Source organism: Mycobacterium sp. NGS49 (assembly GCF_059812565.1).
Map to the genome: position 1 here is coordinate 38,460 of NZ_JCALCX010000030.1, position 22,785 is coordinate 61,244.

Annotated in this window: 20 protein-coding genes and 2 pseudogenes; 5 read left to right on the forward strand and 17 right to left on the reverse strand. The window is 65.9% G+C overall.

Going from position 1 to position 22,785, the window contains the following annotated elements; translation table 11 throughout:
- Positions 1–30: 30 nt before the first annotated feature.
- Positions 31–507: a hypothetical protein gene (locus AC5Y7D_RS24860; protein ID WP_499928483.1), complete on the forward strand. Its 477-nt coding sequence runs from the start codon at positions 31–33 to the stop codon at positions 505–507.
- 425 nt (positions 508–932) lie between these two features.
- On the opposite strand, the gene AC5Y7D_RS24865 is transcribed toward AC5Y7D_RS24860, so the two are convergent.
- From AC5Y7D_RS24865 to AC5Y7D_RS24900, 8 genes are all read right to left on the reverse strand, one after another.
- Positions 933–1,430, reverse strand: a complete 498-nt coding sequence (locus AC5Y7D_RS24865) for an HD domain-containing protein (RefSeq protein ID WP_499928484.1) — start codon at positions 1,428–1,430, stop codon at positions 933–935.
- A gap of 172 nt (positions 1,431–1,602) precedes the next feature.
- Entirely contained in the window at positions 1,603–1,887 is a 285-nt protein-coding gene (locus tag AC5Y7D_RS24870; protein ID WP_499928485.1) for a DUF7161 family protein, read from the reverse strand.
- A 256-nt stretch (positions 1,888–2,143) separates the two neighbouring features.
- Entirely contained in the window at positions 2,144–3,424 is a 1,281-nt protein-coding gene (locus AC5Y7D_RS24875; RefSeq protein WP_499928486.1) for a hypothetical protein, read from the reverse strand.
- Positions 3,425–3,467: 43 nt separating this feature from the next.
- A complete protein-coding gene (locus tag AC5Y7D_RS24880) occupies positions 3,468–3,746 on the reverse strand; it encodes a hypothetical protein (protein ID WP_499928487.1) in 279 nt (92 codons plus the stop codon).
- A 77-nt stretch (positions 3,747–3,823) separates the two neighbouring features.
- Positions 3,824–4,036, reverse strand: a complete 213-nt coding sequence (locus AC5Y7D_RS24885) for a hypothetical protein (RefSeq protein ID WP_499928488.1) — start codon at positions 4,034–4,036, stop codon at positions 3,824–3,826.
- An 82-nt stretch (positions 4,037–4,118) separates the two neighbouring features.
- Positions 4,119–4,643 (reverse strand): hypothetical protein, encoded by a 525-nt coding sequence (locus AC5Y7D_RS24890; RefSeq protein WP_499928489.1) that lies wholly within the window; start codon positions 4,641–4,643, stop codon positions 4,119–4,121.
- Between the two features lie 32 nt (positions 4,644–4,675).
- On the reverse strand, positions 4,676–5,203 hold the full coding sequence (locus tag AC5Y7D_RS24895) for a hypothetical protein (protein WP_499928490.1): 528 nt from the start codon (positions 5,201–5,203) through the stop codon (positions 4,676–4,678).
- Between the two features lie 214 nt (positions 5,204–5,417).
- On the reverse strand, positions 5,418–6,536 hold the full coding sequence (locus AC5Y7D_RS24900; RefSeq protein ID WP_499928491.1) for a hypothetical protein: 1,119 nt from the start codon (positions 6,534–6,536) through the stop codon (positions 5,418–5,420).
- A 323-nt stretch (positions 6,537–6,859) separates the two neighbouring features.
- Here AC5Y7D_RS24900 and mobF point away from each other — a divergent pair, with 323 nt between their 5' ends.
- From mobF to AC5Y7D_RS24915, 3 genes are all read left to right on the forward strand, one after another.
- Positions 6,860–12,685: a MobF family relaxase gene (gene mobF, locus AC5Y7D_RS24905; RefSeq protein ID WP_499928492.1), complete on the forward strand. Its 5,826-nt coding sequence runs from the start codon at positions 6,860–6,862 to the stop codon at positions 12,683–12,685.
- A gap of 97 nt (positions 12,686–12,782) precedes the next feature.
- A complete protein-coding gene (locus tag AC5Y7D_RS24910; protein WP_499928493.1) occupies positions 12,783–13,199 on the forward strand; it encodes an ArsR/SmtB family transcription factor in 417 nt (138 codons plus the stop codon).
- Positions 13,196–14,296: a cation diffusion facilitator family transporter gene (locus AC5Y7D_RS24915; RefSeq protein ID WP_499928494.1), complete on the forward strand. Its 1,101-nt coding sequence runs from the start codon at positions 13,196–13,198 to the stop codon at positions 14,294–14,296. Before AC5Y7D_RS24910 ends, AC5Y7D_RS24915 begins: the two co-directional genes overlap by 4 nt.
- A gap of 142 nt (positions 14,297–14,438) precedes the next feature.
- Here AC5Y7D_RS24915 and AC5Y7D_RS24920 read toward each other — a convergent pair.
- Both AC5Y7D_RS24920 and AC5Y7D_RS24925 read right to left on the reverse strand, forming a co-directional pair.
- Positions 14,439–15,056: pseudogene (locus AC5Y7D_RS24920) on the reverse strand (cation diffusion facilitator family transporter).
- A gap of 57 nt (positions 15,057–15,113) precedes the next feature.
- A pseudogene (locus tag AC5Y7D_RS24925) lies at positions 15,114–15,857 on the reverse strand (cation diffusion facilitator family transporter); the annotation flags it as partial.
- Positions 15,858–15,859: 2 nt separating this feature from the next.
- Between AC5Y7D_RS24925 and AC5Y7D_RS24930 the strand changes: the two are divergent.
- Positions 15,860–15,964 carry a copper chaperone gene (locus AC5Y7D_RS24930; RefSeq protein WP_499928495.1) on the forward strand — a complete coding sequence of 35 codons (105 nt, stop codon included), beginning with the start codon at positions 15,860–15,862 and terminating at the stop codon, positions 15,962–15,964.
- A gap of 140 nt (positions 15,965–16,104) precedes the next feature.
- On the opposite strand, the gene AC5Y7D_RS24935 is transcribed toward AC5Y7D_RS24930, so the two are convergent.
- The 7 genes from AC5Y7D_RS24935 to AC5Y7D_RS24965 form a co-directional block, all read right to left on the reverse strand.
- Positions 16,105–17,100: an Rv1681 family radical SAM protein gene (locus AC5Y7D_RS24935; RefSeq protein WP_499928517.1), complete on the reverse strand. Its 996-nt coding sequence runs from the start codon at positions 17,098–17,100 to the stop codon at positions 16,105–16,107.
- Entirely contained in the window at positions 17,097–17,930 is an 834-nt protein-coding gene (locus tag AC5Y7D_RS24940; protein WP_499928496.1) for an Rv1680 family SBP-like protein, read from the reverse strand. The genes AC5Y7D_RS24935 and AC5Y7D_RS24940 overlap by 4 nt, the downstream gene beginning before the upstream one ends.
- Positions 17,931–17,938: 8 nt before the next feature.
- Positions 17,939–19,060, reverse strand: coding sequence for an Rv1679 family acyl-CoA dehydrogenase (gene fadE16, locus AC5Y7D_RS24945; protein WP_499928497.1), 1,122 nt, complete (start codon positions 19,058–19,060; stop codon positions 17,939–17,941).
- Positions 19,060–19,968 (reverse strand): Rv1678 family membrane protein, encoded by a 909-nt coding sequence (locus tag AC5Y7D_RS24950; protein ID WP_499928498.1) that lies wholly within the window; start codon positions 19,966–19,968, stop codon positions 19,060–19,062. The genes fadE16 and AC5Y7D_RS24950 overlap by 1 nt, the downstream gene beginning before the upstream one ends.
- Positions 19,969–20,169: 201 nt before the next feature.
- A complete protein-coding gene (locus tag AC5Y7D_RS24955; RefSeq protein WP_499928499.1) occupies positions 20,170–20,802 on the reverse strand; it encodes a hypothetical protein in 633 nt (210 codons plus the stop codon).
- 5 nt (positions 20,803–20,807) lie between these two features.
- Complete coding sequence (locus AC5Y7D_RS24960) at positions 20,808–21,077, reverse strand: SHOCT domain-containing protein (RefSeq protein ID WP_499928500.1); 270 nt, start codon at positions 21,075–21,077, stop codon at positions 20,808–20,810.
- 528 nt (positions 21,078–21,605) lie between these two features.
- Positions 21,606–22,412, reverse strand: coding sequence for a DUF1883 domain-containing protein (locus AC5Y7D_RS24965; RefSeq protein ID WP_499928501.1), 807 nt, complete (start codon positions 22,410–22,412; stop codon positions 21,606–21,608).
- Positions 22,413–22,785: the final 373 nt, after the last annotated feature.

Consider the following 22,785-nt stretch of genomic DNA (forward strand, 5'->3'; position numbering starts at 1 on the left):
ACCACTGGACACACAGAACGGGAGAACACCATGGACCACGAATTCGAGCTCGCCTTCAACCTCTGCGACGAGGCCGCAGGACGTATCCAGAACCAGCAGTACGGAATCACCCGCATCCAGTTCCACAACCACGGCGACATCCTGCTCACCACCGTCCACCAGCACACCCGCGAAACCGGGCACCACCTGATCCTGCTCGCCCACGACGACCACGGGTTGATGGCAGCCATCGAAGCGACCGCCGCCCACCATGAGGACAGGCCCGACGTCCGCATCATCAAGGTCGGCGTCGGCGGCCTGACTTTCCACGTCGACCCCGCTGACCGGTGGACCTACCGCGCCACCCGCGGCACCGACACCTACACCCTCACCGCGGTCGTCCCACAAGACATCGACGACCCGACGTGGACCACCCAGTTCAACGACGCCGCACCAGTCGACCACGACGACCTCGAACTGGCCATCACCGAACTGCTCAGCACCACCGCCCACACCGTCGCCGCCTAACCCACCATCCACCGAGCCAGGTCCGCACCACCGCGGGCCTGGCCCCCTTTTTCATGCCCGCACACACGGCGGGTTATTGCACCCGTGCAAGGCACGCATCCACGGCTCCAGCGCGACCCCATCCTGTGCGGCCGCCAACACATATCGATTCGCGCGCACCATCAGCCGCGCACCGCCGCGGCGCGCCCAACCGCTGGCAGCGCGCGATATTCGGACTGTGCGGTATCCCTAGGCGTGAGAAGTTCGCCTCCCGGCCAACGCGGCCGCTCGCTATCGACTGCCGCAACCCGTCCATGACGATAGGTCGACCGGTTCGGGCTTATCGAATCGCTTCCTCGACATACGGTTATTGGAGGAGCCAAAGGTTTCCGTGTGCCGCGACGACCATGCGGACGAGCAGTTCGCTGCGGCAGGGTGGCACAAAGTTACAGCGCTGACGTCGGATCGGCGAGTCGATCGAGTTCGGCGCGAAGATTACCGTGGGCCTGCACCGTCCAATGTTGGATCGCGAACTGCGTGCGATACAAAGTCGGTGCATCGAGCAAACCTACTAAAACTCTTGACCGCCCGATTCGGAATTCATCTTCGGCAACGTGACTGTATTCAGCCCGGACCGATGCCGCGTAACGGGCGTAACGATCTGGCGGTGCCGCCAGGATCGCCAGATCGGCGTCGGAAAGCGTTTCACCATTACGGTCGCCCGGGTGGGGGTTGTGACTGGCGGTCAATCGGACAAGGCGGACGACTTCGTGAATCATCGCTGGGCTGAAACCCAGCACTGCGAGGTCTGACTGAGCGCGTCGGGCGCTGTTTTCTTCGTCATCGGACCGCGCGGCGTAGACCACATCGTGGTACCACGCTGCCAATCGAACGGCGTCAGGATCGACACTATGTGCCGCAAGTTCGTCGACGCGCAGGAGCACATCGCGGAGATGAGTGATGTTGTGATACTGCCGGTGTGGCTGGCACCAAGCCCCTATCAGCGCATCTCCGATGCTCCTGACGCGCACGGAGGTGGAATACCTTGACACGAGGGTCTCCCACCGAGCGATGAGGTCAGAGGCCTCATCTGGCGCACGGCGGCCGGCCTCAGCGTCATCCCTCATAAAGGGCGAGTTGATCGAACGCCACGAACGCCACGCGGTCGGGGTTCCCAACCGGATGAACCCGCACGCTGAGGTTGACATTCGGCGTGTCGTCAAGAGCGATCACCTCGGTGGTACCCCGGGGGAGATCCGAGTCCGCGCCGGCGTCGTCGGTAGGGTAGGTGACCAACAGCCGTAAACGCTTTCCCCGCAACCCCTTCTGAAAGTAAGGAAACGGTGTGCAATTGGGAAGGCTATTGTTTTCGCCGTCAGCACTGTCCTCCGAGGGTGACATAATTCAATTATCCCTTCTCTTTTCTTATGTGGTCAAATTGTGAGCAGACTTACTCGTCTGCAAAATGACACGAGACCAAGCCGCTGAGAACCGGCCCAGTGACGCGACATTTTGGCATGACGGCAGCGAATACCACTGCAGTATCCGTCTGATGCGCCGTGAGCGCCTTAGAAGACTCCACCCGAACTGGCAACCGGCGGCGCCATCGCGAGTGGGAAGGTCTGACGGGTCGAACTCCAACACAGCAAACAGCTGCCTACTCGGGTCCGTCGTCGTAGTCATTTGGCAGTTCGCCCAACAACGGCGCCCGATGGTGATGATGCGGAGGCTCCACGGGGTGCGGACCGGTCATGGGCGAATCATGCGGCACTAGGGGAACAGGCATCCCTCCGAGGCTGGGAGCCGGTCTAACGGCAGGGGGCGCCGTGCGTGGCGGTTCCACCGCGGGTGCCTGGGGGCCAGCGGGATGCGGTCCGGCTGCCGGCGCCGGCCCGGCTCCGCCAGCCGGCGCAGAAGGACGTACAGGAGGAAGCGGTGGTGGATGCTCTGGATCGATACCCTGAGCTGCGTTCACACTGGCACGGCTACGCGCGGAACTCTCGATGATCGAGTTGTAAAGCTCGTCGCCCGCGAGACCCCTGGCTCGTCTCGCCTCGACGAGCTGCTCCCAGGACCAGTTGGGGTTGCCAGCTGCTACTTTCGCGGCCTCCGCACGATCGCTCATAATGTCACGGGTCCAAGTGCGGAGCGAATTTCTCAAATCGAACAACCTTCTCGCCCGTTGCTCAGGTGTGAGCCCCTGCTGCATGAGTTGGCTGTCAAGTTGACGTATTCGCAGCTCACCCTCGACGTAAACGCCGCGAGCCTCGTCAGTTGGAAGGCTCCCAGAGTTGTAGTCCGGCAAGCCCAACGCAGCGACAGGATCAGGAGGGGGTTGCGGGGCTGCCGGGTCTTGCTTCCAATGGTGGTCCACCAGCTGGATGTGCCGACGGGGGTGGCCGTCAGTTGCAGCGAAGTTGACTTCGTCGCCGACAACTGCCTGCGCCTCACGTATTTGCTGAGCTACCGCGTTCTCAGCGGCCCACCACTTGCTTGCGGATTCTTTGAGTTCGGCCTCCGCGTCGGCGACGATTCTGCTGTTGATTTGTGCGTCTTCATCACTCATGCCGGCGGGGCTCGTGTACGTGATCGACAAGTCCTCGTGAACTGCCACTCCTGGCTGGGCGTCGGCGTTGCAGATGATGTGCTTTGCGTTGCTGAGCGGAGGCATCAAGCTCGATGTGACGGCGTTGCTGATCTGTTGGGCCCGAACGTGGACGGTGTCATGGAGATTCGCTATCACCTGGAGGTCCTGGGCTGCGCGCTCTTGGGAGGCCTCGGCAGTCCGGCCTTCCCAGTGCGAACCACCGGGATAGGCGACATACCCTCGGTACGTTTGCGCCTGCTGCTCCAGAAGGTCGACGGTCCTTTTCCAACCCTCAATCAGATCAAGTACCTGGTTGGGATCAGCGCTAAGGATTTGCGACTTGGTCAGCATCTGCCCCAGACCGCGCTAGCTGGCCGCCGACAGATCGAATCTTTCACAACAACTGGCCATCTGCGCGAGCAAACTGTGAGCGTCCCTCGTCGATCATGTCGGCAATCGCCATGAACCTCCGCGCGACCGCACGTCTGACCTCAGACAGCGTGCTGCTTGACATCTGTTGGGCCGCCGCCAGCGACGGCTGGGCATCGGCGTTCACCACCCCACCGGCAGGAATCACCTCCGCAACCCCGGAGTTGACCTGCTCGGCGAGTTGACGGACCTGCGGCAGCAGTCTGCCCAATGCATCGAGATCGATGCGTAGCTGATCCGTCACACCTACTCCTTATCTGGAAGTGGCCTCCACCCAATCTGACATCAGACCGCAGATCGTCAGACCGATTACACCAGAAGTCAGGTGCCTGCGACGCGCAGCCGCAGCTCCTGGGCGGTCAGCCGGAATGGTACGGCGAAGTGCTCGTCGAAGATCGCGATGAGGTCTGCTGCACGGAGTAGCGAGAACTTGGTAAGGCGCCTGACGGGCTGGCGTGACCACTCCAGATGACGGTCGCGGTCCCCCATACCCTGGGCTTCCCAACTGCGGCGGTTCAGGACGGTCTCCTGCAACCGGCTGAAGAATGTGACATCACGCCTGGGCCGGGGCGTTCCTCTTCCGAGACCCGGCGCGAGTAGCCAGGCGTGCCCCGCATCACCACAATGTCGGTTCGGTAGCCCCCAACAACGCTGCCGCCACCGCCTCCGCGTCCCAGCCGTTGCGCACCGCATCCCGCAGAGCCACCGCGCGAGCCTGCCGCGCCCTGACCCCCGCGTCCCGGCGCGGCACCGCCGGGCGGCCGCCGCCGCGGCCGGCCCGGGCCATCATCACCATGTTGTCGCGCTGCGAGCCGCCGATGATGTGCAGCAGTCCCGTCTCCCCAGGCAGGCTCACCCGCACACACGGCGGGTTATTGCAGCCGTGCAGGGCACGCATCCACGGCTCCAGCGCCACCCCATCCTGTGCGGCTGCCAACGCGTATCGATTCGCGCGCACCATCATCCGCGTCCCGCCGCGGCGCACCCACAGCCGGCCGTACCCGTCGGCGCCGATAGAACCTGTCCAGATCGCGCAGTCGTCGCGGCCTGGGCCACGAACCACGTTGGCCTCAAACCGCCGCAACTCCCCGGCATGCACCCGCGAATCCACCAGCAGCCGTAGTGCTTGCGAACGCCCCATATCCCCAACGCTTTCCGATGCGGCGGCGCCTTTCACCGCTCCCGGCATGCATCCTCACCGCCGCCACCGACACGCGCGGGCGTCACCGGCGACGCCTGCGCGGGCGCCGACGGGCGTGGCGGGGCCGCCTTACCATCCTCTGTCGGCCCCAGTCCAGGTGCCGGCGCGTCGACCGGCACCGCGGCCGGCGGCACCACCGCCAGCGGCTCCCGGCCGGGCGGGGCAGCCTCAGCGTCCCGAATCAGTTCTCGCACCGTCTTTTCCGCAATCCCCGCCAGTCTTGCGATCTCACGTAACGGCTCCCCGCGATCGCGCATCGCCCGCAGCGCCCGCCCACCCTGGCCGCGCTGCTCGCGGCGCCGCTGCGCGGCCTGCTCGCCCAACGCCTTCTGGCGTTCGGCCAACCACTCATCAACGGCCTCGACGCGCTCACGGGCGGAGAAAAACGTCGCCAAATCGGCCACGTTGGCCCGCGTGCGCTGCCGCAGCTCCTCCTGCGCGGCCACCGCCGCCTCCCGCGCGGCTTTGCGTGCCGCCTTCGTCACTGCGCCATTTCCCATGTGCCACACGCTAAAGCCCTCAACAGCCCTATGCCGCAACCGAACCGAAAAACTTACCCCGACCCTCCCAGCACGTCACAAGTCCGCACACCATCACCCCATCAGACCAAGCCTCGACGATCGCACTGTCCGCCGCCGGTCCAACGTATCTCTCAGCGCGCCTCGGCACCCGGGGGTGCCACTGCGTGCTCGGTCGGCTTGGTGGAAGTGGGTTTCATGGCGCCGACCCCGGGTGGCAGGTCCCGCACGGCCGGATCGGCTCACGCACATGGTCGGTCGCCCACTGTTCGAGGTCGGCCCAATGTTCCGCGCAAACTTTCACATACGGTACGGTCCACGCCCCCTTGTGTGGGTTCTGACCGCTGATCGTCCGGCAGCCGGCATGGTGCACACGCGCTGCGGCTGCGCTGTGGCTGCGCGCGATGTTGATGACGTAGCCATCGGGGTGGGCGGCGAGCCAGGCCAGATATCCGGCGTCGTCGTCACGGAACTCACGCACGCCGGGGTCCTTCACGCCAATCTCGGGTTCCCGCAGCAGTTCCTGATCGAGGAGTCCGCCGACGGGCGGCTGCGAAGCCGCGGGGGTCGAGTTGTCGCCGACCGCTGGAGCGCTCGGGCGGTGCGGAGGGTCGAGGCGGCCGTATGGGCTGACACTCATTCGTCCTGGCGCGGCATTGATGCCGACCACGATCTCGTTGCGGGCAGCAGGGTCAACGGTGAGGTGCATGCCGAGGTCGGTGATCCTGCCGTCACGGGGATGCCAGGCGCGGTCGGGGTAGGTGCGTCCGAGGAGTGGGTCGAGTGAGTCGATCGTCGGCTTCCAGAGGTTAAGCCAGTTCCGGCGCGGTCCGACGACGAAGGACAGTTCGAGCCTGACGGGTCCGTGGGGCAGTTCTGCTGCCTCGGCGACGGCGGTGCGGATCTGCTCCTTGAACGCGACAGTCGAGGCCGATCCGGTTGTTTTCGCGACCAGCACGTCGGTCGATGGCGGAGGCAACTCGCGGGCGGCGTCGATCCGTACCAACGACCGCTCGCTGTGCTGCTTCGTGCACCACACCGACACCAGGTGGCGGTCCTTCAAGCGATAGGCGAGTGGATACGCGTAATTGTCGAGGTCAGCTGCGTCGAGCAGATCCCGCGTACCGGGGAGCCCGACGTCGAGGCGCAGCGCCCAGGGCCCGTCGATCCGCGAGCCGGCCAGGAGCGGTTCGGTGTCATCCAGATACGCCCGCAGCCGAACTTGATCTGGATCGTCGGCTTTGTTCCAACACGCCAGCCGAGGCGCGGCCCTCAGCTGCAGGGGGTGGTTTTCAGGACGGGCAAACCAGCGCATCGCCATAAAGTAACGCGGCGCACTGACAAGTCCTTCAAATCAGCGTTGTCAGGCAGTCTTTGAGATCAAGGTTTCTTCGCGATCACACGCCAGCCCCGCAACGACTCGCAACCTAATTCGGGACTTCGCAGCCTTCCGTGCGACCTAACTACGAATTTCTCAACCTCCGCCCGTGCGCGACAACCACCCACATTACTTAGGCCACCCTAACTAATTCCTTTTCCTGCACATCACACCTCTTGCACTCAGGGTCACGTTTTTATAACGGCCCAGGCCTAAGGGGTAGGCCCCCCATAGTTTCGGGCTGAGGTGATGACACGGTGATGGGCTTGCACAAGTTGACCGCCGGAGACGGGTACATGTACCTGATCCGGCAGGTCGCCGCCTCGGATGCCACCGATCGGGGCAGGCCGAGCCTGGCCGATTACTACAGCGCCAAAGGCGAAACCCCGGGTGTGTGGATGGGCCGCGGCCTGGCCGCGCTGGGCAAGCCGGTCTCGCGTGACGCCTGCGATCCCCTGGTCGCCCAGTACTGGGGAGTCGAGCACGGCTCACAGGTCAGCGAGGACCAGATGAAGGCGTTGTTCGGGGAAGGCTTGCACCCCAACGCCGATCAGATCACCCGTCATCTGACCGGGCTCGGGGTGGGAAAGGCCGGCGCGCTGGCGGCGGCACGGCTGGGTCGCCCATTCCCGATCAGCAGCAAGGACAACCGGTTCAGCACCCGTGTGCGGCAGGCCTACCGCGACTACAACATCGCCGCCGCCACCGACCCGAAAGCCGGCCTGGACCCGGAGCTCCGCGCCCGCATCCGCACCGCGGTAGGCAAGGAACTATTCGCTGAAACCTACAGTCGGCCACCAGCCGACGACCGCGAACTGTCGGGGTTCATCGCCCGCCAGTCGCGGGCTGCGACCACCGCCTTGGCCGGCTACGACCTCACCTTCACCCCGGTCAAATCGGTGTCGGCGTTATGGGCGGTAACCCCGGCGCCGATCGCGCGCACCCTCGAGGACTGCCACCACCAAGCGGTCGCCGAAACGCTGGCGTTCCTGGAAGACAATGCGGCGTTCTCGCGCATGGGAGCCCACGGTGTCGCCCAGGTCAACACCACCGGATTGATCGCAGCGGCATTCGATCACCGCGACTCCCGCGCCGGGGACCCCAACCTGCACACCCACCTCGTGGTCAGCAACAAAGTGCAAGTCATCGGAGCTGACGGAGTACCCCGCTGGCTGGCCCTGGACGGCACCCCACTGCACCACGCCGCGGTGGCCGCCTCAGAGTTCTACAACACCCGCATCGAGTCCCTACTTATCGACAAACTGGGGGTCCGGTTTGCGGCCAGAGCGGCCACACGCGGCAAACGGCCGGTGCGTGAAATCGACGGAATCCCCAAGGAACTCCTCGATGCCTACTCCTCGCGCAGCACCGCGATCGACCACCGAGTCGGGCAGTTGGCCAAACAATTCCACACCGCCCACGGCCGCGAACCGACCGCCGTGGAGATGCTCGCACTGTCCCAGCAGGCCACCCTGGAAACCCGGCAAGCCAAACACGAACCGCGCTCACGAGGCGAGCAACGCCACACCTGGCGCGGCCAAGCGATCGGCGTCCTCGGTGGCCAGCGCGCCGTGACCGACATGATCGCCGACGTCACCAGCCGCGACCCGCCGGTGCGGGCCCAGATCACCACGGAATGGATCAGCACCCAAGCCGCCCAGGTCATCGACAACGTCGCCCAAACCCGCGCCACGTGGACGGTCAACCACGTCCGCGCCGAAGCCCAACGCCAACTGCGCTACGCACACCACCCTGGCGGTCCCGAACTGGTTAACCGCATCGTGGCCACCGCCGTGGGCGAGCACAGTATCGCGCTGACCAGCCACGCCGACACCGAGAAAAACGAGCCCGCCGTCCTGCGCCGCATCGACGGTGCCAGCGTCTACACCCGCCACGACTCCACCGTCTACACCAGCACCGACGTCATGGCCGCCGAGCGGCGCATCCTGGCCGCCGCCACGTGGCGCGACGGCCGCAGCGTCGACGACGACAGCATCGGGCTGGCGCTGCTGGAAGCCCACGCCAACACCGGTCTGGCGCTCAACGACGGACAAACCGCCCTGGTCAAGGACATGGCCACCTCCGGTGCCCGCGTGCAGCTCGCACTGGCCCCCGCGGGCAGCGGCAAAACCACCGCCATGGCCGCCCTGGCGGCGGCCTGGCGCAACAGCGGCGGCACCGTGATCGGGCTGGCCCCCACCGCCGGAGCGGCCGAAGTCCTGGCCGAAGACCTCGGCGCAGCCACCGACACCATCGCCAAACTCGTCCAGCTCACCGGCACCCGCAGCGAACCGCACGCCCCCGACGACGACCCCGCCCGACACTGGTTCGACACCATCAGCGCAGACACCCTGCTCATCGTCGACGAAGCCGGCATGGCCTCCACCTTCGACCTGGACACCGCCATCTCCCTCGCACTGGCACGCGGTGCCAGCGTGCGCCTGATCGGTGACGACCAGCAACTGGCATCCATCTCCGCCGGCGGCATCCTGCGCGACCTCGCCGACCGCCACAACGCGGTCACCCTGAACACCGTCGTGCGCTTCACCCACCCCGAAACCGGCAACGCCGAAGCCGCCGCCAGCCTGGCCATCCGCGCCGGAGACCCCGCCGGTATCGGCTTCTACATCGACCACCACCGCGTCCACGTCGGAGCCGACGACACCGCCGCCGACATGGCCTATCAGGCGTGGGCAGCCGACCGCGCCGCAGGCCGCGACTCCATCCTGTTGGCCCCCACCCACGAGATCGTCGCCCAACTCAACGAACGCGCCCGGCTGGACCGACTCGCCGGCACCGACGACACCACCTCAGCGGCCACCGTGACCCTGGCCGACGGGCTGACCGCGTCGGCCGGCGACTGCATCGCCACCCGCAAAAACGCCCGCTACCTCGTCACCGACAGCCACGGCAGCTGGGTCAAGAACGGCCACCGCTGGACCATCCGCACCGTCCACGACGACGGCTCGCTGACCCTGGTGCCGCTGCGCGGAAACGCCACACCGGTGCGCCTGCCCGCCCGCTACGTGCGCACCTACACCACCCTGGGATACGCCAGCACCATCAACGCCGCCCAAGGCATGACCGCCGGCGGCCGCGACACCGAAGGCACCTGTCACACCGTCATCAACGACCGGCTCTCCCGCCAACTGCTCTACGTCGCACTGACCCGCGGGCGCACCGAAAACCACCTCTACGGCTCCACCTCCGAAGCCGACCCGCACCGCATCCTCGCCCCCAAAGCCACCCACCCGCCCACCGCCGTCGACGTCCTGTCCACCATCCTTCGCCGTGACGGCGCACAACACTCCGCCCACAGCGCCGCCGCCGCCGACGCCGACCCCTTCACCCGCCTGCACCGCGCCGCCGCCATGTACACCGACGCACTCACCGCCGCCGCCGAACAACACGCCGGACCCACCATCATGTCCAGCATCGACACCGCCGCCACCGCCGTGCGCGGCGACCTCACCGACGCCCAAGCCTGGCCCGTGCTACGCCGCAACCTGGCCCTGCTCGCCATCGACGGCCACGATCCCATCGCCGCCCTGCACCAGGCCGCAGCCAAACCCCTAGGCGACCCGCACGACCCCGCCGCAGTCCTGGGATGGCGCCTGCCCACCCCGCCGGGAACCGCCGCCGAACGAGTCGGGCCACTGCGCTGGCTGCCCGCCGTCCCCGACACACTCACCACCCACCCCACCTGGGGCCCCTACCTCACCGAACGCGCCCACCTCGTCGCCGACCTCGCCAACCAGATCCGCGACACCGCCCGCCACTGGACACCCGACACCGCACCCACCTGGGCCCGCCCACTGCTGGACAACCGGGCCCGGCTCATGGCCGAAATCGCTGTCTTCCGCGCCGCCCACGACGTCGACCCGGCCGACACCCGCATCACCGGACCCGAACAACACCCCAACCGCTCCGCCGCCGTCCAACACCTCATCCACACCCGCCTGGACGCCAGCCTCACCCGCGCCGAAGACGCCGCCGGCCGCTGGCGCCAACTCGCCAACCGCACCAACCCACACCTGGCCCGCGACCCCTTCTGGCCCCGGTTAGCCACCCACCTCGACGACGCCGCACGCGCCGGCGCTGACATCCCCACCCTGCTGCACAACGCCATCAACGCCGGCGGCCCGCTGCCCGACGAAATGCCCGCCGCCGCCCTCTGGTGGCGCCTCGCCGGCACCCTCGCGCCGCCCTCCCTGGAGCGCGCCGACACCAAACTGCGGCCCGCCTGGACCGACGAGCTCCACCACCTACTCGGCACCCGAATCGCCGAAGCCGTCCTCACCGACCCCGCCTGGCCCGCGCTCGTCGCCGCCGTCACCGCTTCGGACTGGGCACCCGCGGACCTACTCGCCGCCGCCACCGAACACCTGCACGACATCGCCGCCACCACACCCCTGCGCCCCGACGAATACGCCCGCCTACTCACCTACCGCATCGAGTTGCTCACCCACCGCGCCGCCACCATCGACCCCGACATCCCCCACCCCGCAGAAGACCTCCACACACCCCAACCCGGCGAACAACTCGACCTGTTCACCCCCGCGGTCCCGCACCCCGCCGACACCCTCGACGAACCACCCCCAGACCCCTACGACCACCCCTACGGCTTCGCCGAAGACGACCTCGCCGGCCTCGACATCAACGACCTCCCCACCCAGCGGCCCGCCACCACCGAGCGCGTCGACGACATCGACATCCCCGCCCTACGCGCCCGCCGCCACGCCGCCCACCAACACGCCCAAGCTCTCGCCGAACAGATCCTGCGCGGCGGCGGACCCGCCGAACGCGCCGCAGCTGACGAAGTCGCCGAACTGCGGCGCCTGCAACATCACCAGCGGCCCCACCAACACGCCCTCGCCCACGCCCACAAACTCTGGGTCCACGCCGAAGACACCGCAGAACTGCACCACCAACTGCTCACCCAACTCGACGCCGCCATCACCGCCGCACACCAACGCGGCGACACCGCAGCCGCACACCGCTACCGACAACACCACCACGACATCACCCACCAAACCCCCCGCATCACCACCGCAGTCGACACAGCGCGCCAACGCCTGGACACCGCCCGCAGCGCACTGCTCGGCACCGCCGGCGGCGCCGAGGGCATCATCACCGACCGCCACATCCACACCCTGCGCGCCCAAGCCCTCCACGCCGACACCCAAGCCCTCACCGCGGCCCGCCGGCACGCCCGCGACCTCGACAACCAACTCGCCCGCGCCGAACACCTCGCCGCCCGCTCCTTCGCCGAAAACCCCGCCCACACCTACGATCTGGCCGCCGAACTGCCCCACCTCCGCGACGAAATCGACTACCTCACCACCGCGAGCGCCGCCAGCCCCGCCGCCCTCTACCACCCACCGGCCACCGCGCTCGCCGGCCTCGACGAACCCCACCGCCACACCGTCACCGCGCTGGCCAGCAGCATCCACACCGTCCAACCCCTCCACATCCACCCCGGCGCCGACAAAGCCGGCCTACTCGGCGCACTCGCCGCCACCGCACACCACCACAACCACCGCATCCTGGCCCTACCCGCCAGCCCCACCGCCATCGACTACGCCACCGCCCACCGCTACGCCGACACCGCCGCCACCCCCGAACAGGCCCAAGCCCACATCGAAAACCACCGCTGGACACTCCCACCCGGAACCCTGCTCATCGTCGACGACGCCGACCAGCTACCCCCCGACCAACTACGCTGGCTCACCCACACCGCGGCAACAACCAACACCAAACTCATCCTCATCACCACCCCCGAGAACCACCGCCAACCCATGCACACCCTGCTCGACGTCCTGGCTGACAATCTGCCCCACACCCAACACATCGGCACCCCCACAACCCCCACCCAGCCCCGCACTGCCATCGCCCGCGCCGAACACCACCTCGCCACAACCAATAACCCCTCCGGCGCGCGCACCCAAGCCGCCGAACTACTCACTCGTCGAAACGAACTCCTCGAACACCTCCGCGACGTCGACTCCACCCAAGCCCAACTCGACGCGGTCACCCGACGCGAGCAAAGTCGCGACCGCGACAACAGCCACGGCATCGAACGATGAACATGCTCAACAACGGATCGGCTCCCAACGGGATCTGAATCTGCATAGTTACGTATATAGCTAGACGTCGGCGGACGTTTAACGCTATTTTCTGCGTATGAATGCAGGTATTGGTAGGGATCTTGTGCCCGAGGAGCAGGTCGCCCTCGTTGTCGAGGTGTTCCGGATGCTCGCCGATGCCACCCGGGTCCAGGTGTTGTGGGCGTTGGGGGCCGGGGAGATGTCGGTGAACGAGCTGGCGACTCGTGTGGGCAAGCCCGCGCCGTCGGTGTCGCAGCATCTGGCCAAGCTGCGGATGGCGCGACTAGTGCGGACTCGCCGCGAGGGCACGACGATCTTCTACAGCCTCGATAACGACCACATCGGGCAGTTGGTCACCGACGCGGTGTTCAACGCCGAGCATGCCGGCCCCGGTGTGCCCAGCCACCACCGCAACGCCCAGGACGTCGCGAGTCTGCATTCCGACTCATCCCAGGACACCGCCGCACCGCGACAGAAGGGACGCCGCGCATGACGCACGACACCAAACCCACGACTACCTCAGGTCACGGTCACGACCAAAGTTCCGGGCACGACCATGGTCACGAGCACGGTCACAGTCACGACCACGGGCACAGCCACGGCGGTCGCGGCAGCCGGTTCGGGGCCGCGATCCGTGACGTGTTCGCCCCGCACAGCCACGACGCCTCCGACAGCATCGACGGCGCACTGGAATCCAGTGCCGCCGGTATCCGCGCGGTGAAGATCAGCCTGGTGGCCCTGGGCGCGACGTCGATCGCGCAGCTGGCGATCGTGGTGGTCTCCGGGTCGGTGGCGCTGCTGGCCGACACCATCCACAACTTCTCCGACGCCCTGACCGCGATCCCGCTGTGGATCGCGTTCGCCCTGGGTACCAAGGCCGCAACACGGCGCTACACCTACGGATTCGGGCGTGCCGAAGACCTGGCCGGGCTGTTCGTAGTCGCGATGATCACCCTCTCGGCGATCATCGCCGGAATTGAATCGATCCGCCGCCTGATCAACCCCGTCCCGATCGAGCATGTCGGTTGGGTCGCCGCCGCCGGGCTGGTCGGATTCATCGGCAACGAACTGGTCGCGATCTACCGCATCCGGGTGGGCCGACGGATCGGCTCGGCCGCCCTGATCGCCGACGGCCTGCACGCACGCACCGACGGATTCACCTCGCTGGCCGTGGTGTTCGGCGCCGGCGGTGTCGCAGTGGGCTTCCCGCTGGCCGACCCCATCATCGGGCTGGTCATCACCGTCGCCATCCTGGCTGTTCTGCGCACCGCAGTGCGTGACATCTTCCGTCGGCTCATGGACGCCGTGGACCCCGAATTCGTCGACTCCGCTGAAGCCGCGCTAGCCGCCGAACCCGGTGTCACCGCCGTCCGCAGCGTCAAGATGCGCTGGATCGGGCACCGCCTGCACGCCGACGCCGAACTCGACATTGATCCGAGTACCAGCCTCGCCGTTGCCCACCGAATCGCCCACGAGGCCGAACACACCCTCACCCACGCGGTGCCGAAACTATCCACCGCGCTCGTGCACGCCTACCCCACCACCGAGACACACGGTCACCCATCAAACGTCAATGTCATTCAGACTTAGGGCGCTCCGCCGTTTGCACGCCGAACTCGAGGCACACACCTACAGATAATCCATTACCCACGATCAAAAACTCGCTCTGCGCCATCGTGAGAAACAGTGGGAAACACCCACTACGCGCCTTACAGATAAGATCGGGGCGAGTTCAGCAGCAGTCTTCGCCGCGCCACGCTCGGACGCCCTCCCACACCGACCAGCCGGCGATCACCAGGCCGATCACCGGGTCCAGCCGCCAGCCGCCGGCCCAGCTAGCAGTGACGGCCAGGCTGAGAAGCAGCGCACCGGCCTGGGCCGCGCACAGGTAGTTCTGAATACCCTCACCGGCGGTGGCCCCCGAGCCCAGCCGGGCACCGAGACGCTGCTTGGTATACCCCAAAACCGGCATCACGAGCAGGCTCGACGCGGCCAGCACCATTCCCAGCACAGTAAGTGTCGACACGATGCCCGCTTAGCAGGTCGCGCACGGACTCGATCGCCAGGTGGATCGCCACACCACGATGACACTGGCGAGGCCCTCGACCGCGCTGCCCAACGCCCACCCGACCAGAGCGATCGACCCGAACATGAAGCCCTGCCACAGCCCGAACGCCCCCTCGCCGCACATCCATACCAGGGACACCCAGGCCAGCAGCCGGGCCTGTCCGGCGGCCTTGTGCCAGCCCGCATCCGGGACCGCGGCCACCGGGGCAGGCACGCAGCAGTCGTCCACACAGCCGACGCCGATACTGATATCTAACGGTTTCGGCGCTCCAATCTCGGTCATAATGTCCTTCGGCGGCTCCGTGGATGGGCGACAACGTTGCCGGTGATATGCCCTTCCTTAGGGTGAGCGGTGTACCGGGCCGTGCGGTTCGACACAATATTCATGTTGACCCTGTTGGCGGTCGGCGTGGTCGACCTGCAGCGTGGTGTGCTGCAGCTGGTACTCGTTGTGGAGTACAGCCTCGATGTCGGTGCGTACGGCATGACAGTCAACGTCGCCGGTGACCAGGATGTGCGCTGATAGCGACGGCTGACTCGAGGTGATCTGCCAGACATGCAGGTCATGGACTTCGGCCACTGCTGGTATCGCGGCGATCCGCGGGCCGATCACGGGGGGGTCGGCGTTCGCCGGCGCGGCTTCGAGGAAGATCCGTCCCGACTCGCGGACCAGGTTCGAGCCGGACCGTGCCATCAGCGCGGCGACCAGCAGCGCCGCGATCGCATCGGCACGGGCGAAACCGGTGAGCCACACCACCGCGCCCGCGATCGCCGTCCCGATGAAGGCATACAAATCGTTGAGGATGTGCTGGAAGGCGCCTTCGGCATTCAGGCTGGTTCGGTTCGCGCGGCTGATACTCCACGCCGCCGCAATATTGACCAGGATCCCCACCAGCGCGGTAGCCAGCACCAGCGGCCCGGATACCGCAGGCGGGTCGACGAGGCGGCGCACCGACTCGTAGACGAACCACAGCGCCAGCAGCAGCAGCATGATCCCATTGACCTGCGACGGCACTGCCGCTCGCCACTGGGATTCTTCATGCGCTACGGCGAACGTGTCCGACGCCCCCGGTCGGCGTGTTGCGGATGGGCGTCATCCACGGCGCGTTGTGCATCGGTTGTTGCTGGGCGCTGTTTGCCGTCCTCGTCGCCAGCGCGAGCATGAGCCTGCCGCTCGGCCCACAGCGTTGAATGTCGTTGCGAGCGTGTGCGACCGAGCTGTCGGCTCAGATCTTCAACGAGGTTGGCTTCTACAAGACTGGCGGCAGGCTGGCTCCACCGGGGAGACATGAAACGCGGTTGCAAGACAGGCGCCCTTGGCATGCCGGGTGCTACGCGCACGGGAACAGGGCAGCCGCCTCGGCGGCTTGTGCCCACTGCTCGTTAAACAGCCGGCTGACGATGTCCAAGGCCGGAGTCAGCGGTTCGACAGTGCGGGAGACCATTGCCCGCTCGTCTACGGCCACCACCGGATGCCAATACACACCGTCGGCGGTGACCGTCACCTCCGGAACGAGCGATTCGCGGGTGAGCATCAGCCCCTGGGATGCCACGCCCTCCAATGCGATCGGCCGGACGAGCTGATCCTGGCCGGCGATCCCAAGTTCGTCCAGGAAGCGATGAAACGCCGATAACTCTCCAGGCGCAGGCGCCGCAATCGTCGCGGCCACACGTACTCGAAAGCCGAGAGACAACGCCAAGCGGATCCCGGCAACGGCCTTGGCCCACGTCCCGGCACCTCGGTGCAAGTCGTGCAGCTCGGGAGTCGCCGAGTCCAGGCTGATCTGCAGAGCGAGCCCATCGTTGGGCAGCGATTCGAGTGCGCGACGCGCCCGGCCCTTGAACACCATGCCGTTGGTGAGAACAGTGGTGGGCAGGGTGTCGACACAGGTCTGGATGATCGTGCCAATGTCGGGCAGCAGAAACGGCTCACCGCCGGTGAGGAACAACTCGCGCACCCCCCAGCGGGCCGCCTCGCGGACAATTCGGCCGATTCGCTCCGCACCAAGTTCGCGGCGCGGAGCCTGTGGCGACGAGGAGACACAGCAATAATCGCAGGACAGGTTGCAGTGGAAGTTGGTGTATAGCCACAACCGCACCCCGGGTAACCGGTCGGCGCCAAGGACGCTCGCGGGGTCTGGCGGACGACCGCGCCGCACCACAAGGGTGCCGACTCCCACCTGGTCCACGTCGGCACGCACCACGGTGTTTCCGGTCCGTGCACACCACTGCTCGGCGAGGTCCTGATCCCGGGCGTTGGAGACGGTGACCTCGGCAGTAGCTCCCTGCGCGAGACCACCCACCCGGCGCATCAGATCCAGGATCACCATCGTGGGTCGATACCCTGCGCCTCGACAGCCTCGAACAGCGGCTTGTACCCGTCCAGATGAGGAGGCACCCAGCGCCGTAGACCCTCGAGTTCGAGGATCTTACGGTGCTCGGGGTTATCCCAGCTCATCGCCAGCAACCGGTCGAGCCACGGCTGGTACCGATCAGCGGACAGGGTGTCCATGGCCGTAAACATGCAGTGGCAGTAGCCATCAGTGCGCCACACCTCGGCCAGCGAATCCCCCATCAGGTCCGCGGCGCCCATCGCCGCCCATGTCGAGCTGCCGATCGCCGCCACATCGGCCTCACCGGCCATCACGGCGTCCACCGCATCGAGTTCGCTGCGGCCGGTATCGCCGTGTTTGCCGATGTCGGTGTTGAAGCGGATGACTTGCAGGTTCGACTCGGCTATCCCCGCTCGGCGCAGGTAATAGAGCGGCAAGATCGCGGCGTGCGCGGAGTCTGCGGACCCGAGCGCAAGGCGCTTCCCGGCAAAGTCTTCGGGTGCGTGTATCTCGCTGCCCGGACGTGCCACGAACACGGTGGTGTAGTCCACGTCGGTATCGCGCTGGGCCAGTGCCGTGCAGTGCCCACCCGTTTGCAGCACGGCCCGCACATAAGCAAGGTTGGTGTTCCAGGCAATGTCGATGTGGCCCGCGATCAGCGAATCGACCAGCCGTCCGTAATTGGAGTAGAGCACGAAATCCATTAGCCCGTCCGGGTTTACCTGGTTTCCGGGGTCCTGGAAGTAGCTTCGGATTCCTTCCCAGATCGGAACGACGTTGGGCGTGTAAGCGACTGCCCCAACAACGAGCGGTTCAGATGCCACGTAACCTCCTAGAACAGGGGCAGCCCGGTGACGGCCCTGCCGTAGAAGTCATACAGCGCGTCGGCCGTCGGCGCCATCACCGCCCCTGCACGAGCGTCCCGAAAGGCGCGTTCAATGGGCAGCTGCTTGGAGAACGCAACACCACCACACACCCGCATCGCAGATTCGGTGATGGTCAGCGCGGCGTCGTTGGCCGACGCCTTCACGCCGAGCACGTGTGTCAATGTGGTGTCGTCAGGGGAGCTCACGCTGCCTGCGGCCAGCGCCAGATACGCCTTTTGCGCGGCCAGGGCGGTGCCCATCCGGGCGATCTGAGCACGGATGGTCGGCAGCTCGGCGAGACTTCCACCGAGATGTTCCAATCGGGCGCTCCCGACGTGCTTGACCGCGGCAGTCGTGGCAGCGGTCGCCAGACCCAGTGAGACAGCAGCGTTTCCCAGGTTGAACCACGGCAGCACTGTTTCCATCATCATGCCGAACCCGCCACCCGCCGCGCCGAGGCGATATGAGGCCGGGATTCGAATCTCCACTGACATCGGCGCCGAAGCATTCCCGCGCAGACCCATCCCAGCAAAGGTGCCCGACACTTCCAGGCCCGGCGTGTCCGCCGGAACAGCGAAGAGGTCAACGTCTCCCGCAACACCGTTCGTCGAACCGGCGGACACAACATGGATGTCGGCGAATCCCGCCGACGTCACAAAGCTCTTGCCGGCCCGCACATCGATGTGGTCGCCATCGGCCGACGACGTGGACACCGGCGCCCAAAAATGCGAACGCGAACCGCGCTCGCTGAACGCCAGCGTGCCGAGCTTCTCTCCGGAAGCCATGTCCGCCAACAGATCCGGCAGACCCACAGGGGGCACCGCTGCGACCGTTACCGCAGCGGCCACGTGCATCAGGTAGATCATGGCGGTGGATCCGCACGCGGCCGCAAGTTGCGCGACCACTTCGGTGAATTCCACCGGCCCAGTAGCCATTCCGCCGACCTCGCGAGGCAGAACCAGGCCCAAAAGACCAGACGTCCGGAGCGCACTCACCGCCTCAGCCGGGAAAGAACCTTCGGCGTCCACCCGCTCGGCATGCTCTGCAGCGATCGCGACAACGTCCTGCAGAACCTCCGGTGCGACCATTACGCCCCTTCCACCCGTGTCATCCTGGAACCCGCTGCCAGACCTACCACCGCGGCGCACACGAAAACTGCTGCGGTGGTGAGCGTCCCACCAAGCCACACCCCGGTCCTACCGATTTGCAGGTAAATGGAGATGGCGGCGACCACTGCTACCGCGGCGGCGGCGAGCGCAAGCACGCGCAAACCGAGTTTTGCCGCGGCCAGCATCGCAAGTGCAATCCCGATCAACAACAGCGCGCCGCGGAAGTTGTAATCGCCGAGCGAGAACTCCAAAGGCCTTATGCCCACGTTCGCGGGTTGACCGCTGGCAAGACTGCGCCAAACGCCGATGAGGCCGATCAGCCCCAACGCGATCCCCCAACCACCGAGCAGCCGCCGGGCCGTAGATCGGGCCTCGATTGGAGTTGCCGCTGCGCGCAGAGCGTCGACGGCGGCGTAGCGGGTAGTCGGCGCGAGCAACAAGACGACATGGATGCCGATCAGCATCGCGTATGACCACGGCCATTCTCCGGGCGACTCGGCCACCGACAGCCCGATCGCGACTGACTGCCCGATTCCGATCAGCGCTGCCAGCCGCACCGCCGTACCCGTCAGCAGCAACACCGCCAGGGCGGACTCGGCGAACAGCACTCCCCAACCGAATGCCGTGAAGTACGGCAGCACGGCGTGCTCGATCAGCCAGCTGAACGGTTTGAACACCGGATGCTCGATCGCAAGATGCGTGAAGTGGTACAGCCCGCTGTTGCTACGTTCACCGAAGTCTGGCGGCATCTTCCAGACCACGTTGTAGAGCCAGATCAACCCGGCCAGCAACCGAAGACAAGCCAATGCGACCAGGCCGCCGGCTTCCGGAGGAGCAGTGGGTGCAAACAACAAATTCGTTCCGCGACGAACGCCGGCCGCCCTCATCGTTGCAGTATCACACGCAACGAACGCCCCTGGCAGGTATCGGGTCGCGCGGAACGGCGAGCCGTCGGCACCATGACGTAACGCCCGCGCGAGGATGTCGAACTGATTCTGGTCGGGAAGTTACCGCCAGACATGAAGCGCTGCTTCTTCGGTCTCTCTGTGCTACGGCGAATGGGTGGTCGGGGCTGCGGTTGTGGGCGACTACGGAGCCGGTCCCATCTGTCGGCCGGGTCCCATCATGCCGCCGGTGCCCTTCATGCCGCCGGGTCCCATCATGCCGCCGGGTCCCATCATGCAGCCGCCCATCATCTGCTGCATCATCGCGGGCATACCCTGCTGGACGAAACCGGTGACTTCCTGCGCGTGTGCGCGGATGGCGTCGGTGAGGGTCCGATCATCGGCGGTCTCCTCGGCGATCACACCCGTTGGGGTGGAGGTGAGTTGGCGGCGGTAGCCGTTGGCCTGGCGGAACAGCGTCGGCAGGCTCTGGCTCATGCAACTGACCTCCGTCCCCTGATCGAGGCGGGAGTACATGCTTGACACATGCGCCTGAAGTTGCGCGGCAAGCTCCGGGGAGTTCGATTGAGTGGTGGTGCGCACGCCGCCTGGAATCTCTTCCACAACGCGGTTGATTTCCCGGTGCCGGCTGAACATCTCGCTATAGCGGCTCATGTCCACCGGATCGGCACCCATGAAGCCACATCCATCGGTCAAGCGGATAGCCGCCGACGGTGCTTCGACGATGCTGTGACGCACAAACCGCACACCCAGCACACTGCACGCGCCGAGTGCACCGAGCGTGGCGAGCGCCGCCCGCCGGGTCAACCTGGCCATCGTGGTTAACGGTGCTCGCGCAGCAGCGTGATGCGCTGCCGGTATTCGTCTTCATCGATCTCGCCACGAGCGAAGCGTCCGGCGAGCACGTCCTCGGGGTGCGGCGGCTGGTAACGGGGCGAACCGCCGCTGGCGCCGCCTGAGCCGGTCAGGTAGCGGACAGCAAGGACGATGGCGGTAATCACTGCCGCCCAGAACAACACCATCATGACGCACATCAAAGCCCAGCCGGCCCAACCCCAGCCGCTGCCCCCCATCCACCCGTCGTACATCATTGCCGCACACCTCCGAGACGCTTTGCCAGGCAACAACAGAGGAGGGCAGCCTGCCCTCTCCCGGCAGCCTCAACAAGCTGAGCAGATACCACGCTGTGCGTACTAGGGCCGTTAGTCCTTACCCTGGTCGGGTATGCGCGCGGCACCGTTCGAACAATGACGCAAACACCTGAATCCATGGCCGAACCGGCCACCGGGACTGCGCAACCCGGGTACGACGGGCCAACTCGGCTAGGTCAATTCTTGGCGCGTGGATCGGCATCATCGCCGGTGTCGTATTCGTCGTCGCGGTGATCTACGACCGCATGGCCACCGCAACCGCCAATGGCGGCGCCGGCTGGGAGCCCCTCGCGGACGTGCCCGCAGGGCAAGGCCCTCGGCAGACTGGATAGTCGTTGCCCTGGACCACCGTTCCTCTGATCCCTGGCCGGACAACGGCTTTCGTCTGCCTTGGGCATCGACACAGCTACCGGTCATGCGATCCTCTGGTGGTGTAGCGTCGTTACCGTGCCCTAACGCAGTGGCAGATTAATTGAAACTGGGCTCCCAGGAGTCGCCGTGAGACGGTTCACGCACAAGCTGTGCGATCTCGGCAGCGATCTCAATGATGGTCATTGCCGCTGTGCTCACTGCAACCTTGTCGGCGAGCGAAGGGCTGTAGGCGCGCACTTGCTCGGCCGTGACGTCATGCCAGATTGGGAGTAGCGATTGTTCGCCGGCCACTGTCCGGGTGACGAGACCGTCGAGTTCGTGGTTAGTCCAGCCCTTTCCGAAGAATGCAGGCGACAAGATCACGACTCCGAAGCGACTCGAGCGGATGCCTTCATCGATCCGTCTACGAAGGCTGTGGCCCAATCGCATCTCTGTCTCATCAAGCCAGACAGTTACCCCGTATTCCAATAATGCGTCGCGCAATGGCCGTGCGCAGTTCGCCTTGTCCTCACTGGCGTGGGACATGAACACATCCCAGGTACGTCCGCCGAACGAGCCGTCAGTCGGCGGAAGCGGCTCGCGCACTGCCACTTCCGAGACGGGACTTTGAGATTGTGCTTCCGGCAAGAAGCCGGTTGGCGGCGGCTGCACTGCGACGCTGGCGTTTACGTGACCTGAGAGCCCGCCAAGATCGATGGCGACGAACCAGTGATCGTTAGTGGGCACTGTGACGCGGTACGGTGAGCGCTTCACCCGACCGCCCAAATAACGGTATCGCCCTCCCGACTTGTAGCTGCGATACTCTGAGCTGGTCATGAGTTGAACATTTGCTTGATTTCGCAGAGTGACGACCACCGTCGCCCCCTTTTTTACTCTTCCGAGATCCCAATAAAGATGTTCCATGGTTCCTATAGCTCCAAGTCCGTTGCTGGTTGGTTCGGCTCTTACCTGAGCGGTCTGTAGTGACCTGCCGCATCAATCTCTTCACTCCGCGGCGACTACCTCTCTCGCCGAAAGCCCCTGAAGGGCTTGGCATCCGACTTGCCATTAACGAATCGACCGCCTATGCCACGCTTGGTCCAACGGCGCGTCTTCGAGTTACGCGTCTGGCTACGCTGTCGCACTGAGCCCCGGCGAAAGTTGCGTCCGGTGTTGGTGGCCATTTTCCGGCTCCTTTCGGTCGAAGCCCACGTGCTGCCGAGCGTGTCTCGGCAACTACGCAGCTCTACGGGCGATAATCGGAACCGGCGCGTCGGGTATCGACCAGCACCCAGCT

What these genes read in the sequence shown, in the direction of transcription:
- AC5Y7D_RS24860 (WP_499928483.1), top strand. Translation starts at nt 31, where the DNA reads ATGGACCACGAATTCGAGCTCGCCTTCAACCTCTGCGACGAGGCCGCA.
- AC5Y7D_RS24870 (WP_499928485.1), bottom strand. Translation starts at nt 1,887, where the DNA reads ATGTCACCCTCGGAGGACAGTGCTGACGGCGAAAACAATAGCCTTCCC.
- AC5Y7D_RS24875 (WP_499928486.1), bottom strand. Translation starts at nt 3,424, where the DNA reads ATGCTGACCAAGTCGCAAATCCTTAGCGCTGATCCCAACCAGGTACTT.
- AC5Y7D_RS24890 (WP_499928489.1), bottom strand. Translation starts at nt 4,643, where the DNA reads ATGGGGCGTTCGCAAGCACTACGGCTGCTGGTGGATTCGCGGGTGCAT.
- AC5Y7D_RS24895 (WP_499928490.1), bottom strand. Translation starts at nt 5,203, where the DNA reads ATGGGAAATGGCGCAGTGACGAAGGCGGCACGCAAAGCCGCGCGGGAG.
- AC5Y7D_RS24900 (WP_499928491.1), bottom strand. Translation starts at nt 6,536, where the DNA reads ATGCGCTGGTTTGCCCGTCCTGAAAACCACCCCCTGCAGCTGAGGGCC.
- mobF (WP_499928492.1), top strand. Translation starts at nt 6,860, where the DNA reads ATGGGCTTGCACAAGTTGACCGCCGGAGACGGGTACATGTACCTGATC.
- AC5Y7D_RS24910 (WP_499928493.1), top strand. Translation starts at nt 12,783, where the DNA reads ATGAATGCAGGTATTGGTAGGGATCTTGTGCCCGAGGAGCAGGTCGCC.
- AC5Y7D_RS24915 (WP_499928494.1), top strand. Translation starts at nt 13,196, where the DNA reads ATGACGCACGACACCAAACCCACGACTACCTCAGGTCACGGTCACGAC.
- AC5Y7D_RS24930 (WP_499928495.1), top strand. Translation starts at nt 15,860, where the DNA reads ATGGGCGTCATCCACGGCGCGTTGTGCATCGGTTGTTGCTGGGCGCTG.
- fadE16 (WP_499928497.1), bottom strand. Translation starts at nt 19,060, where the DNA reads ATGGTCGCACCGGAGGTTCTGCAGGACGTTGTCGCGATCGCTGCAGAG.
- AC5Y7D_RS24950 (WP_499928498.1), bottom strand. Translation starts at nt 19,968, where the DNA reads ATGAGGGCGGCCGGCGTTCGTCGCGGAACGAATTTGTTGTTTGCACCC.
- AC5Y7D_RS24955 (WP_499928499.1), bottom strand. Translation starts at nt 20,802, where the DNA reads ATGGCCAGGTTGACCCGGCGGGCGGCGCTCGCCACGCTCGGTGCACTC.
- AC5Y7D_RS24960 (WP_499928500.1), bottom strand. Translation starts at nt 21,077, where the DNA reads ATGATGTACGACGGGTGGATGGGGGGCAGCGGCTGGGGTTGGGCCGGC.
- AC5Y7D_RS24965 (WP_499928501.1), bottom strand. Translation starts at nt 22,412, where the DNA reads ATGGAACATCTTTATTGGGATCTCGGAAGAGTAAAAAAGGGGGCGACG.